The organism is Chitinophaga sancti (genome assembly GCF_034087045.1).
GTDB lineage: Bacteria > Bacteroidota > Bacteroidia > Chitinophagales > Chitinophagaceae > Chitinophaga > Chitinophaga sancti_B.
Window position 1 is genome coordinate 7,016,807 of the sequence record NZ_CP139247.1, and the last position, 15,845, is coordinate 7,032,651.

Consider the following 15,845-nt stretch of genomic DNA (forward strand, 5'->3'; position numbering starts at 1 on the left):
GCAAATGTCTACTACCTATAATTACGACGCATTGGCAGCTGGCTGGGACGCTAAGATCGCCGATTGCTGCAACACCAACACCACCAGCGATGGTGGTTGTACTGACTGTTGCTACGACACCTGGCAGGATCAGCTGAAAGACGTAACGCAGCGCTCTGCTTCCGTTACTGAAAAGACTACACAGCTCCAGAATAAGATCGCCTTTATTTCAGACAGACGCAGCCGCTATAAAGTATGGCTCGATGAACTGGATAAAGCTGAAACCCTGGCACGCAACATCTGCCACCAGCTGGAAATAATTGCTACCCAGGCAGATAAGATCTGGTACAATGCCAGCAAAGCCTGCAAGGCGATTGAAACCCTATTCTGTATGGTCAGGGATTTCTACAGCCAGGTAGATTATATAAAAAAAAGATACGATGACCTGCAGATCTGCATCCAGAAGAATGACGATCCGGCCCTTGAAAAAGGTAAAGGCATCCTGAAAGCACTCGATGACTATGGCACCAAACTGAATGCCATTATCGCTACACGCGACGCCCTGATTGCACAGGCCATCGAAGCCGTAAGACTCGCAAACCTGATCATCGATGCAATAACAAGTAAAGACTGCACCTGCGATTTCAAACCATGCGATGGTAATTACCAACCATTCAAAACACAGCATGACGGTAAGAACTACTATGGTCTTAAAACCATCATCACTACCTGGTACAATGTATTGGGTTGTGCCAGCGGTTGTCCTGGCGACGGTACAAGCCCTGCAGCATCGGCCACTGCACTCGTGAAGAAGAACACCGGTCCTTCATCCGACGACGATTGTGGTACTGACAATGGCAACGATACCTGCGAACTGACTCCCATCCTCTCCTTCCCCATCTGTGCGGATAGTTACCGTACGACTGTAAAAGCCCTTTTTGACAAAGATGATCAATCGCTGCTGGCCCTGTCTAAAAAGCTGAAAGAAGCCAATAAAGACAAGGAAGCACTAGACGCCTGCAAGAGTAGTCTCACCAACGCAATTGCAGTAGTAGATCCAAAATCAAGGTGTAATTAATCAAATTTTATCACGCTCAAAAATATAAATGCATATGGCAGCTAAAGGCGATTACCCAATTCCTAAATTCCATTTCCAGGTAGAATGGGGTACAGATTTCAGGATGGGATTTACCGAAGTAAGCGGTCTTGATTTCGAAACCGAAGTGATAGAATACCGCGAAGGTAACAGCAAGAAATACAATAAGTCTAAACAGGCAGGCTTGCGTAAGTTCAGCAATATAACGCTGAAGCGCGGCACCTTTGAAGGGGACTTTGACTTCTATAATGAATGGTCCAAGACCTATTACTTCCAGGAAGGTAACAAAACAGGCTCCAAATACCGTAGAACGGTTACCATCAAACTGCTGAACGAAAACCATGAAGCCATCATCACCTGGAAACTGCTCAACGCATGGCCGTCCAAAGTGCAGTCTACCGACCTGAAAGCCGATGCCAATGAAGTGGCCATCGAGACAATGGAACTGGTACATGAAGGACTTGAAATCATGGAAGCTAACAACTAATCATGGCAGAAAATGTAGCAAATTCCTTTTATCAGGCCGTGAACTTCCACTTCAGGGTGGAGTTCGTAACCGACAAGGAGAACATTGATGTGCGCTTTCAGTCAGTAAGCGGACTAGATGCCACGCTGGATACGGAGACGATAAAGGAAGGCGGCGAAAACCGCTTTGAGCACGTGATTCCGGTGAGAAGAAAGTACGGCCCCCTCGTATTGAAGAGGGGGCTGTTATCTCCCTCGCAAAGCGCGATGCTGACCCAATGGCTGAAAGACGCCTTTGATCATGAGCAGGTGAAACCCATTCAACTGCTACAGGTATCACTGCTGAATGAAGACCATGAAACACTCATGCTCTGGAAACTCAGCAATGTATGGCCACGCAGCTGGAAGATAGGTGAGCTGAATGCTGAACGGGGAGAGGTACTGATCGAAACACTGGAACTCAATTATAACAGATTAATCTTCGAATAACATGCCTATAGAGATCAGAGAGCTGGTGATCAAAGCCACCGTGACCGATGATGCAAATGCCGGCAGCGGCAGTGCCGGCAAGTCAGGCAGCGGTGATAACAACAGCGTATCACCAGGCGAAGAAATGATAAAGGATACCCTGGACAAGATCATGGATGCTATAAAAGATAGAAATGAGCGATAATAATCACCTGGTAAAGCTGAAGATACACTCCTTCCCCAACCGTGACTTTACGGGTGCAGAAACGGTATTTACCGTGCCTGTAAACCCGGAGTCGTTCACCAAAAACTACAAGGTTGACCTGGATGAAAGAAGAGGGCATGGCAACAGTGGTACGGATGTACGATTCAAATCGACTGCACCTGAAGAGTTGCGGCTTGAATTTATCCTTGATGGTACCGGCACCATGGAAGGTTACCTCGATGCACTGAAGACAGTGCCTGTACACGACCAGCTACAGTCATTTCTGAAATGCGTGTATAACATGGACGGCAATATTCACCGCCCACGTTTCCTGCTCATCATCTGGGGATCGGAGATTAAATTTCGCTGCGTACTCTCCAATCTTGATATCAATCATACCCTCTTTACACCAGAAGGTAATCCACTGCGTGTAAAGCTGAATGCCACCTTCCTGAACTATGTAGCCAGACAGGAACGACTGGCACAGGACAGGCAAAGCTCCCCTGACCTGACCCACTATAGAAAGGTAGTACAGGGAGACAGGCTGGACAACCTGACCAATACTATTTATAACGATCCCGCCTATGTGATGCAGGTGGCGAAGGTAAATGGCCTGAGCACCATCCGTAGCGTCAAAGCAGGTTCCGAACTTTATTTCCCACCCTTTGACCAAACTGAAAAGTAATGGAAGAAATACTGATACCAAACGACTCACAGCATGATGTAGCTACCTATACGCTACTCGTGGATGGTACAGCAGTATCACCGGACTACCAGATCCTTTCCATTACTGTTACCAAAGAAATTAACCGCATTCCCATGGCGCGTATTATTCTGCGCGATGGGGAAGCTGCCGATAAAACATTTGCCATTAGTGATGAAGACCTGTTTGTACCAGGTAAAAGTATGGTAATCCGGATAGGAAGAGATGGCGACAATCAACAGGTATTCAAAGGCATCATTACCCGTCATGCCATCAAGATCAAAGAGAATGGCAATGGGGAACTACATATTGAATGCAGGGACGATGCCATGCGCATGACACTGGGCAGGCATAGCCGCTACTTTGAACAGGTAAAGGACAGTGAGGTATATGACGACCTCATTAGCAAATATGGGCTTAGCAGTGATACACAGGCTACGACCCTTACACATAAAGAACTGGTGCAGCATCACCTGAGTGACTGGGATTTTATGTTGCTGCGCGCAGAGGCCAATAGCATGCTGGTGAATGTAGACGATGGAAAGGTGACTATTAAAAAACCGGATACCAGTGCAGCTCCTGTATTACAGGTAAGCTATGGCTCATCTGTACTGGAATTTGAGGCTGACATCGATGCCCGCAGACAATGGAAAAACGTAGCTGCCCGCTCATGGGATTACAGCAACCAGCAGGTATTTCAGGCAGATACAGACAGTGTTTCCTTTTCCGAACATGGTAACCTGAGCGGACAGGATCTTTCTGCTGCTATGAAACAATTGCCTTTTGAGCTTCATCACAGTGGTCACCGCCTGGAACAGGAATTACAGGATTGGGTGAATGGCACTATGCTGAAAAGCCGTATGAGTAAGATCAGGGGCAGGGCACGTTTCAGTGGTTTTTCTACCATCAAACCCGGTGATATGGTGAAACTGGATGGCGTAGGCAACCGGTTCAAAGGCAATGCGTTTGTAACAGCAGTCAGACAGGAACTGGGCAAAGGTATGTGGGATACACATATTCAGTTTGGCCTCGATCCTACCCCATATGCTTTTGTACACAACGATATGAACGATGCACCTGCCGCAGGACTGGCAGGTGGCATCAGTGGCTTACAGATCGGCGTAGTGGTGCAACTGGAAAATGATCCTGACGGACAGGATCGGATCCTGGTACGCATACCCATGATAGACAATGATGCACAGGGTATCTGGACACGGGTAGCGAGCCTGGATGCCGGCAAAGACAGAGGCGCATTCTTCCGGCCGGAGATTGGTGATGAGGTGATTGTAGGGTTTATCAACGATGATCCGCGCGATGCCGTAGTATTAGGCATGTTGCATAGCAGTGCCAAGCCCGCACCTATCAAAGCACAGGATGCAAATAATGAAAAAGGATTTACTACCCGCAGTAAAATGCACATCTCATTTAACGATGATACCAAAACCATTAGCATCGATACGCCAGCCGGCAATAAGATTGTACTGGATGAAGCTGGCCAGCAAATTACCATTACAGATCAGAACAGCAACAAGGTGACCATGGACTCCCAGGGCGTAAGCATGGAAAGTCCGATGGACATCAAGCTAAAAGCAGGTGGAAACCTGAGTCTGGAAGCAGCTGCATCTTTAAGTATTAAAGCCGCTTCGCTTTCTATGCAGGCCAGTGCAGATGCACAGATTTCCGGTGGTGCAAGCACCAAGCTTTCATCCAGTGGTATTACTGAAATAACAGGATCATTAGTTAAAATAAACTGATATGCCGCCAGCAGCAAGAATTTCGGATATGCACACCTGCCCACTGGTAAACCCGGGCCCGGTGCCACATGTAGGTGGTCCCGTAACAGGGCCGGGTGTACCCACTGTAATGATTGGTGGCATGCCAGCTGCGGTAGTAGGCGATATCCTGGTATGTACCGGGCCGCCTGATACCATTGTGAAAGGCTCTGCCACCGTGCTTATAGGAGGACGACCTGCGGCTCGCATGGGTGATAATACAGCCCATGGCGGCGTGATCGTAGCAGGTTTTCCAACTGTGATGATAGGAGGATAATTAAAAAAAGACAACATGAGCACAATAGTAAACTCATTTCTTGGCCGTGGATGGTCCTTCCCTCCCACCTTTAACCAGCAAACAGGTGCGGTGGAGCTGGTAAGCGACTATGAGGATATTCACGAAAGCCTCAACATCCTGCTGAGTACCAGCCTGGGAGAAAGAGTGATGCAACCAAGGTATGGCTGTAACCTCAACGACTATTTGTTTGAACCACTGAGCAGCTCAATGATCGGTTATATCAAAGACAGGGTGCAGACAGCTATCCTGCTATATGAACCCCGCATCATTGCTGACAAGATTGCTGTAACGGCAGACAGCTCTTTTGACCTGATAGAAGGCCGGTTCACCATTTCAATTGAATACACCGTACCTGAAACAAACTCCCGTTTCAACTATGTGTACGATTACTACAAGAACGAGGCATTAAAGCCAGTATAAAGAATCAATAACTATGGAATGCACTAATCTGCTACATCCATTTCAACATGATCCCGGCACCAGCCAGCGTCAACGTGTACTAGACGATCTATTGTCCAGCACTACACAGATTGATGGCAGGCAGTTGTCCGATCTGCTGGATTATTTCGTACAGTTGTCCAGGCACGTAAACTATTACGATGCCCAGGGCGATGTACTGATCAATGCCGGCGACTGGCAGGCGTTTTTCAGAAATAGTACGCCCTTTACGCTGAGTGCGATCAATAAATACAACCTTCCTGGAAAGAAAGAAAAACTGGATGGGTATTATTATCTCTTTGGTAAGAAACCCTCTGCCAGAGGACTACAATTACTCCTGCAATACACGTGGTACTATACCATCAGTCGTGTAGATGCCTGGTACCAGCAGGTAAAAGATACCGGATTGACATTGGAGCCACTATTGTTACATGTGATCAAAGATAAACTGCACAATAGCCTTGTAGAATTTATTGCCCTGGATAATGCGGCGGCTTCCCTGTTTGCCATTAAAAGAATTGATTTTCGTCCTTACTATGAAAATGACTATTGGGATCTGGAAATAGATGATCTGTATGCTGTATCATCATTGACCAGTATCACTGATATTGCTGCTGCTGTGGTGAATGTATTCAATAGCTGTGAACAGGTAATAGATAGTATCAGCACAGCGGCAGCGGCTGATATTGAGAATAGCTTATTGCCATTAAAAGCAACGTCGCAACAGCAGCACACCCCACACCTGGGTTTGTTGTTTGCATTTCTGAAATTGTTCCACTACTTGCAGGATGATTTGAATAGTTTCGCGAAGAAACACCTTGACTTCTTTTATCAACAGGTATTACAACTAAAACCACGACCTGCACAGCCTGACCAGGTGCATATACTAGTAGATATTCAGCAACAGCTGGAGCAATACAGGTTGCAAGCCGGATTGCTGGTAAAAGATGGGAAAGACAATAACAAAGCTGAGGTATTATTTTCGCTGGACAATGAGCTGGTGGCTAATAAAGCACAGGTCGCAGATGTACGTACCCTCTTTGTAAGCAATGGCGTATATATGGCGCCGAATGCACTGTTTGCTGATGGCGTATCGAAGGGGATACCTGATAGCTGGCCTACCATGGGCAGTCATTTTAGTAAATACATTGACCCTGAGCAGAAATTTACTTACCCCTATCCACATGCAAGGTTAGGGTTTATATTAGCTTCTCCTGTGTTGCTGCTGAATGAGGGAAAACGTACGATTACAATTAAATTAGCGTGTTCTTTAACCGATGTTACAGATCTATACAGCACTGTAGCAGGGTTGATTCAACAGACTTACTATTATATCAGCAAGCCTCTTATCGGGCAGGCGGTAAAACGGGGTATCAGCTCCGCACTGGAAGCCAGCCTATTTACATTCCTGCTGGAAAAACCTACCCAAACGCTGTGTTATAACCCGCAGCTGAAATACAACTACGATGCACTGATCACCAAGGCAGAATTTGATAGTCTGAATACCGGTGATACATTGAAAGATATTTTCCCGCCACAGAAGGCACTAAATGTATCTTTCAGTGGAAAAGACAAATGGCTGGATGCAGATGATCTGAGCATTACACTCGATCCGGCATTGAATGGGGATCTGTTTTCTATTACCATCAATGCTACGCTACAACCTGACAGTCCTGCTATTGCCTTTTACGACAAGGACAAGTTAAAAGAAGACTTTAACACCACACAACCCGTAGTAAAGGTGTTGCTGAATGACCTGATCGCCATGCGGCTGCCAGGGAAGAAGCAGTCTGAAAATAATTGCTGCTTGTCGGTGCCGCCCACAACGGATGATGTAGAGGTATCGCTGTATTATTTCTTCAAGCATGTTATTTTAAAGGATAACAATATTGATGTGACCGTATGTGGGTTGAAGAATTTCATTGTGCAGAATGACGATAGTCCGATGGACATCAATGGAATTATCTATCCATTCAGTTCCAGACCACGGTTGGGTTCGCATTTTATTCTGAGTTCCAAAGAGATCTTTAATAAAAACTGGACAGCTATTAACTTAAGGCTGAACTGGAAAGATAAACCGGCTAGTCTGGAAACCTATTATCATGGGTATGAAGATTTGACTACCACGCCCATTATCAACACAGCAGATTTTAATGAAGATAATTTTCTCTTCGCTGCGGATTTTTTGGATCATGGTAGTTGGAGGGCGTATAATGCTTCCAAAAAACTATTTACCAGCGACACTCCGGGTGATAAATTCTGTGGCAATGATGGACCTTTGTACTTCTTCAATTTCAAGAGGAGCAACTTTACAGGTGTCAATGCCTATAAAAGGGATGATGGCCTCAGTTATACAGATGCAGTTTATACCAATGCGGCACAGGATGGATTTCTACGCCTGACATTGGCTTCTGCCAAGAACCTGGATTTCCAGCATTCCCGGTATTCTTATGTATTAACCAGGCAGATGCTGGCACTGGGTAAATACCCTGAAATATATGTAGGCCCTGTTTATGATGGCATTTCGCCAAGTGGGACCTCTACCGCACAGGTATTGACCTTTGATGAAGTATTTGACGCTGTAAAGCACTCTTATGAGCTAACAACAAACATTCGTAACAGGGCAGATCAGCTGATCGATAAACTGTGGACGAAATATCCGGATACACCCAATACACCTATCGATTTCTCTGATGGGGAATATAAACTGGTATTAGGTGATCCGCCTCCTGCGGGGAAGCTGCCTTTTCCACCTGCTGCTTTCCCTTTGTATCCGAATGGCGTACCTGACAATGCACCGCTGTGGGATGGATACAATCTAAAACGCATGATCGACTATGAAGAAGATCAGATCTTAAAACCTACCTATGATAAGATCGTAAAGCTGCAGAACATTCGGGTAGTGATCCCTAATGAGCCGTATACGCCACAGATCAAAGGGATCTCGCTGGATTATACCGCTACTGCGACAATCAAAGATATTGACCTGATACACCTGCATCCATATACAGGCACGTATCAGCCAGTGAGTAACACATCCAGTCCTACACTGTTCCCGTTATTCACTGATGAAGGAAATTTATTCATCGGTCTGAAAGAGCTCCAGCCGGGCAATAACCTGAGTGTATTGTTCCAGCTGGCAGAAGCTACCGCCGATTCTGAAGCCGAACGGCAGACCGTGCAATGGTACTACCTGGACAACAACCAGTGGAAGCCTTTGCGTACAGGATTTGAAGTGCTGGATGATGCAACTGACGGACTGACCACATCCGGCATCATCCAGTTCTCTCTGCCGGCTAATATTACGAACGAAAACACCATTTTACCAAAAGGACTGCACTGGATCAAAGCGGCTATTCCATTTAACAGCAGGTCAGTGGCAGAGACGATTGGCATCCACACACAGGCGGTGAGGGTAACGTTTACAAACGATGCCGCCAATGATAAAATGCGACTGGCCACACCACTGGATGGCAGCCAGATCTCCAAACTGAAAGAGGCAGATGCGAAGGTGAAAAAGATTTCCCAGCCTTATCCTTCCTTTGGTGGCAGTGTACCGGAAGAACAGGGTCAGTATTATGTAAGAGTGAGCGAGTTGCTGCGTCACAAAGGAAGAGCCATTCAGAAGTTCGACTATGAGCGGATTGTACTCGATGCTTTTCCACAGGTATTTAAAGTAAAATGTATCAATCATAGTCATGCACTGGATGCTGCTGCATTCACCAACGACTTCCCGATGGCACCGGGTCATGTACTGGTAGCTGTAATTCCTGACCTGAACAAGTTGAAGGCATCGCAGGCTTTTGAACCCAAAGCACCATTGAGCCTGTTGGAGAAAATACAGGAAAGTTTGCAAAAAGTGTCCTCTCCTTTTGTAAAGCTAAAGGTGATGAATCCAAGGTATGAAAAGGTGAATGCCTGTATACAGGTGAAGCTCTATCCCGGAAAGGACAAAGGTTATTATAAAGATAAACTGGCTGCCGACCTGCGGGAATTCCTGGCACCATGGGCAGTAGGTGTGTATGATAAACTCAGCTTTGGGCAGTGTATATATCGATCAGATATTGTCTATTTCCTCGAAACAAGAGATTATGTTGATTATGTAAAGGACCTGCGGCTATGGCATGCAGGGGATCCCAATGGTACTGATGTGACGAATGTGTGCCCCATTACCCCACGTAGTATTCTCATAGCCGGCGATGTGGAAGTAAATATTCCGGATGATGAAGATGAAAACTGGGACCGCGAATTTACATGCGGTAATCAGCCTACGCCTGTTATGCAATATTGTGAAGATTCCGTAACCCCCAAATAAGTAAGTCTCCATGGCAGATGTTTTAAACGATACGACAGTCATCAGTAAGCAAAATGCCGGTTTCCCGGACTACCTGGATTTTACAAGGTTGAGATCGGAAGGAATCGGTTACCTCGCACAATTATCAGGTAAGATATGGACGGATCATAACGTACATGATCCAGGTATTACTATACTGGAAACACTTTGCTATGCATTGCTGGATTTGGGTTATCGTACCAATCTGCCAGCGGTAGATCTGTTTACACCGGCGCCCGGCAGTGGTGCTACGGATAGTAACTTCTTTACCCCTGCGCAGATATTAGGTTGTAATCCTTTGACTATACTGGATTACAGGAAGATGTTGGTAGATATTGATGGTGTAAGAAATGCGTGGCTGGAAGTGGTCGATGATTTTAATGTACAGCAGTTTTGCGGTTATTATAATGATGAACGCAATGCAAGGGTGTCGCTGAATGGGCTTTACAATGTATATATAGAACTGGAAGAGAACGCAGTGGAAGCCAACGTGCTTGCAGAGGTAAGAAAGAGTCTGCTGGCACATCGTAACTTCTGTGAGGACTTCCTGAAGATCTATATTTTATGCCGTCAGCCACTGGGTGTGACGGCGGATATAGAACTGGGTAATGGTGCTGATCCTGAAAAGACGTACCTGGACCTGATGCAACGGTTACACAATTTCTTCTCTCCTGCGCCGCAGTTTTATACATTGCCCCAGTTGCTGGACAAAGGTGTTTCTATGGATGAGGCTTTTGCAGGCAGACCTTATAATGTGACCAGTAGTCATGGCTTTGTGGATACAACGGAGTTTGAACAAATTATTTTAAGGAAAGAGATCCATACTTCAGATGTATACAATGTGTTGTTGTCTACAACTGGCATCAGCAGATTACAATCCCTGAGAATAAAATTCTGTGATCGTGATGCGGATGAACGCTGGAAGATATCCCTTCCTGAGAACCATATACCCTTGTTAAATCCGGCTTGTTGTGCATTCAGGTTTACAAGAAATGGAATACCTGTAGCATTTGATTTTTCGAAGTACAATGATCTGTTGTTGGTGAATTTCAGGTATACGGGTAAGATCACCTATCAGGAAGAGCAATTGGATGCAGCGATTCCTACAGGGGTATATAGAAAAGATCTGGCGGATTATTATTCAATTCAAAATGATTTTCCACGGGTGTATGGTATTGCCAAAGGCGGACTTTCAGCAAGTGCACCGGCCATGCGTAAGGCGCAGGCTTTGCAGTTAAAGGGGTACCTGTTATTCTTTGATCAGTTGCTGGCAAACTACCTGACCCAGCTGCAGCATATACGTACCCTGTTTTCTATGTCTGCTCCGGGAGAGCAGCATACCTATTTTATCAATGGGCTGGATAGTGTGCCAGATCTGGATAAATTACAAAGATTTAGTGATGGGTCATTGGGAAATACAGGCGATACTTTGTGTTATCCCATTGACAAATCAGTTATAGATACGGCCGATTTACAGACGATTGATATTGGTCAGCTAACACCGGCTACTTTTGAAACAACGGCTGACAATGCGATTGCGATTGCACAACTGGAAGATGATTTGCGGAATAATAATGCCACTATTCAGGTCATTACACAAAAAGATGGTTGTTGCTTTTACTACATCACCAGTACTGCAACTGATTTTGTATTGATCAGTAAGCGTTATTATCCGGATGCTACATCTGCTAATAATGCAGCAACAGCATTGCTGTATATGGGTACCTTTGATAGTAACTACAATGCATTTCTATATGCAGCAAATACCCGGTATTCATTTGAAATCAGTTTTAACCTGAGTAATTATTCAGCGTATCTGCAACAGATAGCTGAGGATGAGAATCAATATGCAGCACGGAGACAGGGTTTCCTGGATCATTTGTTGTCAAGGTTTGCCGAGCAGTTTACGGATTATGCTATTTTATCTTATGGGCAGGACCAGGTTCAGGTGAAGGAAAACTTCTTAGGTAATTATAGCGAACTCAGTGCTAACAGAGGTACTGGTTATGATTACAGCCAGGTAAAAGATATTTCTGGTTTTGAAAAACGCTTTCTTGCATTAGCGGGTATAACTGATCATACCCACCATACGCTGTGTAACTTTGAGGTGGTGCAGTATGCAGAACAATACCTGTTCACATTGCCTGTTGGTGAAAATGATTATTTCCGTAGCACACTGAAATACGACACCAGGGCAGAAGCGCAGGAAGCTGCAAAATCCTTGTTGACACAGCTGGGAGACCAGCAAAACTATTCTACTGAATACCTGGCCCATGAACAGGCTTATGTGATCAGGGCGAACAACGCGATTTTCTCTGTGAAGCAGCCTTCGGCAGAAACAGCGGATACAGTTATTAATGGATTACAGCGATTATATACTACAGACATCGCTCCTGATGATGTGTATATCTACACATACCGTTACAATGCTGTATTAAAAGACAGTGCCGGGAATAAGGTGCGGATGTTTATTGCCCCTTCGCCGGAAGAAGAACAGGCACATACGGTAGCAGTACAGGCAATCAGCAAAATCAATGATAACACGGTTTGGGAGGATACAGAAGCCGCATCTTTGCCAATCGGTATATTGGCATTTGATGAAAAGCAGGCGACAACTTTTATTGATACAGAGGCTTTCAAGATTGGAGATAATGATATCATAGATAAGCCGGATAAGATGTCTTATGCATTGGTGGAGAAGAAAGGGAACCGTTTCAAATTCACTCCCCTTGCAGAGTTTGACAATAAAGAGCAGGTAACTGTGCATGCGTTTAAGTTACTCGTGCTGATGCTGGATACAGCGAATTATTCTATTGCGAAGGAGACGGATGGAGATAAGTACCTGTTGTCAGTAAAAGATGGTGAAACTCCCATGGCAGTATGTGCGATGGAGACAAATTCGGCAGCAACAGCTCAGGCTTTGCAGGATAAGATCTGCAGGATTGTGAATGAATTCAGGTATGATATGAGCATCAATCAGGCACCTGATACCTGGAAGTTTAATTATACTATTGGATATCTGCCTTCTCAGAAATATACTTTTGTTAGTGAGCAGGCGTATGATACACAGCCAGCGGCGCTGGAGGCTGCGAGGACGTTTACAGCAGCGTTGCCTCAATATAAGTTCAATGGGGGCAATTTAAAAGCAAATAAGATCAGTAGTAGATTAGTGACTGACGTGCGTGCAGGTGAGACCGCTGATCGGTCAGCAGCCGTGAGAGCAGAAACGGCTGGGTCAGCAGAGGTGCGAAGTGATGTACCAACTGAGATGGCGGGTGATACGCCGGCTGAGGTATCAGGTGAGGTGCGGGCCGATAGTAGTATTAATTCATTGTTGAATATCCGTAAGCATATTGACGGTTTACGGAGTGCTACTGATACGAAAGCCTATGATGAGTATGTGCAGGTAGATGAAATCAGTCAGTGTGGGCAATATGTGTACAGACTGGTGGATAAGGATCATCCTGTAGCGGTGTATAATGGAATTATTGATGCACGTAAACAGGCGACTCCGGATTATCTGGAAATATACCTTGGTGGAGATATCGTGGTTCAGGATGGGAAATTATACTATTACCAGATAAAGTCCGTTAATCGCAATGCGCCTGACAAAGAGGTAATATTATACAGGAGTTTGACTGGTTACAGTACCCAGGAGGAGGCTTTGCAGGCATTTAAGACTGATTATTTGCAGGTTTTACAAGGTCGTATTGTTGCTACGCCTGTGATGGATGCAGAAGCAGCGGCGAAGTTAGCGAGCACCTACCCTATTAAACAATTATTCAAAAGAGCGGATTGTGATGAGTTCTATCGCCGCTTTAGCCCTTGCGAACCCAATCCATGTGCTGATATAAAATCTCAATGTTGTTTTACAGAACCGGATGAGGCAGTGTATTATTTTTCATTGGGCGAATGGCAGAGTGTGGAGTATTATAGTGATCCGGCGGCTGCGATGCAGGGATTTAGGTTTTTCCTTATTCTCTTGCAGTATGCAGGCAACTATACCAACACCTGTGATTGTAATGGGGTAACCCGTACTTACCTGAGAGAGGTGCTGGCTGAAAGTAATACCCGGTTCCTTACACCTGATGATGCGTGGGGAGAAAAAGGGGTGCAATTGTTTATTAATACAGGCAAATTTCAGCGGTATAGTCATTCATGTGCATACAGCTTCTTTATGGGGAGTGCGGACCAACTGATTATACACCCTTGTGAATATGATGATGTTGCCAAAAGAGATGCGGCTAAGATTGCGTTATATAATCAATATAAAACACTGGCCGCAAAGAAGCCTTTTGTTACCAGCGACGAGAATGGCAACAGTATTCTGAAAGATAATAACGGTGTGCCATTTGCCACAGTGCTACAGGGGCGTACCTGTAATTGGGTGGATGTGATTGATGCCTTGCGGAATGAAAACAATATTATAGCCAGTACAAAACAGAATGACTATTACCTCACCAATGGGAATCAGCAACGATTGGTGACGGCTTATGCGGCTGTCAATCCCATTCCATTTGATACCTGGAAGCAGCAATTGCTGGCGGTATTCCAGTATTATAATAGCCTGATCAGGTTGGGTGAGGATAAACAATACTATATCAATATTCCCTTCTTACAGGATAATAACAATACCGCTTATTCGCTAAGCAGTGGGGTATGTGATCGATGGCTGATCAATAATGGTTTTGCTACTTACAGGGATGCGGTACAAAAGTTATTGAACATACTGGCGATGCTGGGTGATTATGAAAACTATCGTGGTAGTTTTGATTGTAGTTGCGGGCCATATGGAGTAACGTTCTATGCACCGGGATATAATTGTGGATGTAGTACTCCGGATGGGCAACCTAATCAGCAGGTTGTTAGTCTGGTTGGGGCAGATGGACAACCTAATCAGCAAATGGCCGGTTTGCCTGCGGCGGGTGAAATGCTTGCCTGGAATCCGCAATTGTATACCACTTCTGAGATGGCTTGCGAGGCGGTGAAGAGAGCGCAGAAATTGATCAATAGAGAGGGGCTACATGTAGTAGAACATATTCTGCTTCGACCTCATTGTGAAAATAATTGCGGGTATTATTTGTTACCACATCAGGCAGAGCTGTTCGGTCAGTGTGATTTTCCTGGTTTAGTAGCAGGGTATGATCCTTATTCGTTTATTGCTACTGTTGTATTACCTGCATGGCCGGAGAGGTTAAAAAAGGATGGTAACAGGCAGGTGATTGAAAATATGTTGCAAAGGGAAGCGCCAGCGCATGTATTGCTACGCATTATCTGGTTGATGCCGAAAGAATTCTGCCAGTTTGAAAGTTATTATAAGCAATGGATCAGGTGGATGGCGAAGGAGACGGTGTGTAATGGGCCGTTTGATTTTGATGGATTCTTACAGGTGTTGACGAGGGATGTGGAGACACAGGATTTCCAGGAGCAGGTGAATGATTTGTTTGATTGGAAGACCTCTTGTGAGGAGCAGGGGCCAGTGATAAAAGTGACAGCGGAGGATAAGGTTGCAGTGGAGAGTACGGCGGCTACGGTAGGGAGCAAGGCTAAGGTGGTAAGTGCAGTTACAACTTCGGCCAAGGCAGTCACAAAACCAGTAGCTGTTGCTGAGCCGAAATCTGTTGGTCAGACTCCCCCACTTGCCAACATTGACGCAAGCAATAAAGCCAGAATTGTCAATGGCCGTCTCAATGCCCGCAAAAAAGCCATCAAAGAACTGGCTGCCGACATTAAAGACAAACAACTCGCTGGCATGATCACCACCTTCTCCGAAGCAGCTGATCCCTCTTTAACACAATACCAGCAAGTAGTTGACAAAATTATAGCCGACTGGCCGAGTGGCAAAAAGAAGATCCTGAATAAAAAACAGGCCACTTCTCTCCTCAGCTTACTCACCGGTAACTACCTGGACAAATACACTTTCGGTGGCAAAGACATCAATGACCTCATTGCTGCCAAACCTATCTTAAACCAGATCAAAACCAAAATGCCGCTGGCAGACATCTATAGAGAATGGAATGCTGCTACAGTGAAAAAATACGAACCTTCATTAGACATGATCCAGATTGAAAATCTCTTTAAATAATAC

Annotated in this window: 10 protein-coding genes; all 10 read left to right on the plus strand. The window is 45.3% G+C overall.

The features are described from left to right. The first annotated feature begins 4 nt into the window (after positions 1 to 4). Genes SIO70_RS28245 through SIO70_RS28290 form a run of 10 tightly spaced genes read left to right on the plus strand, consistent with a single transcriptional unit; the run spans position 5 to position 15,842 of the window. A complete protein-coding gene (locus SIO70_RS28245; protein ID WP_320576524.1) occupies positions 5 to 1,057 on the plus strand; it encodes a hypothetical protein in 1,053 nt (350 codons plus the stop codon). Between the two features lie 34 nt (positions 1,058 to 1,091). Next, entirely contained in the window at positions 1,092 to 1,562 is a 471-nt protein-coding gene (locus tag SIO70_RS28250) for a phage tail protein (protein ID WP_083722095.1), read from the plus strand. Between the two features lie 2 nt (positions 1,563 to 1,564). Further along, positions 1,565 to 2,029: a phage tail protein gene (locus tag SIO70_RS28255; protein ID WP_083722087.1), complete on the plus strand. Its 465-nt coding sequence runs from the start codon at positions 1,565 to 1,567 to the stop codon at positions 2,027 to 2,029. A 1-nt stretch (position 2,030) separates the two neighbouring features. Then, positions 2,031 to 2,213 (plus strand): DUF5908 family protein, encoded by a 183-nt coding sequence (locus SIO70_RS28260; protein WP_083722088.1) that lies wholly within the window; start codon positions 2,031 to 2,033, stop codon positions 2,211 to 2,213. Further along, positions 2,203 to 2,898, plus strand: coding sequence for a hypothetical protein (locus SIO70_RS28265; protein ID WP_083722089.1), 696 nt, complete (start codon positions 2,203 to 2,205; stop codon positions 2,896 to 2,898). Before SIO70_RS28260 ends, SIO70_RS28265 begins: the two co-directional genes overlap by 11 nt. After that, positions 2,898 to 4,670, plus strand: a complete 1,773-nt coding sequence (gene vgrG / locus SIO70_RS28270; RefSeq protein WP_320576530.1) for a type VI secretion system tip protein VgrG — start codon at positions 2,898 to 2,900, stop codon at positions 4,668 to 4,670. Before SIO70_RS28265 ends, vgrG begins: the two co-directional genes overlap by 1 nt. A gap of 1 nt (position 4,671) precedes the next feature. Beyond that, positions 4,672 to 4,965, plus strand: a complete 294-nt coding sequence (locus SIO70_RS28275; protein WP_320576532.1) for a PAAR domain-containing protein — start codon at positions 4,672 to 4,674, stop codon at positions 4,963 to 4,965. A gap of 15 nt (positions 4,966 to 4,980) precedes the next feature. Next, positions 4,981 to 5,406 carry a GPW/gp25 family protein gene (locus tag SIO70_RS28280; protein WP_320576533.1) on the plus strand — a complete coding sequence of 142 codons (426 nt, stop codon included), beginning with the start codon at positions 4,981 to 4,983 and terminating at the stop codon, positions 5,404 to 5,406. Between the two features lie 13 nt (positions 5,407 to 5,419). Then, complete coding sequence (locus SIO70_RS28285) at positions 5,420 to 9,739, plus strand: hypothetical protein (protein WP_320576534.1); 4,320 nt, start codon at positions 5,420 to 5,422, stop codon at positions 9,737 to 9,739. Between the two features lie 10 nt (positions 9,740 to 9,749). Further along, positions 9,750 to 15,842: a hypothetical protein gene (locus tag SIO70_RS28290; protein WP_320576536.1), complete on the plus strand. Its 6,093-nt coding sequence runs from the start codon at positions 9,750 to 9,752 to the stop codon at positions 15,840 to 15,842. The last annotated feature ends 3 nt before the right edge of the window (positions 15,843 to 15,845 follow it).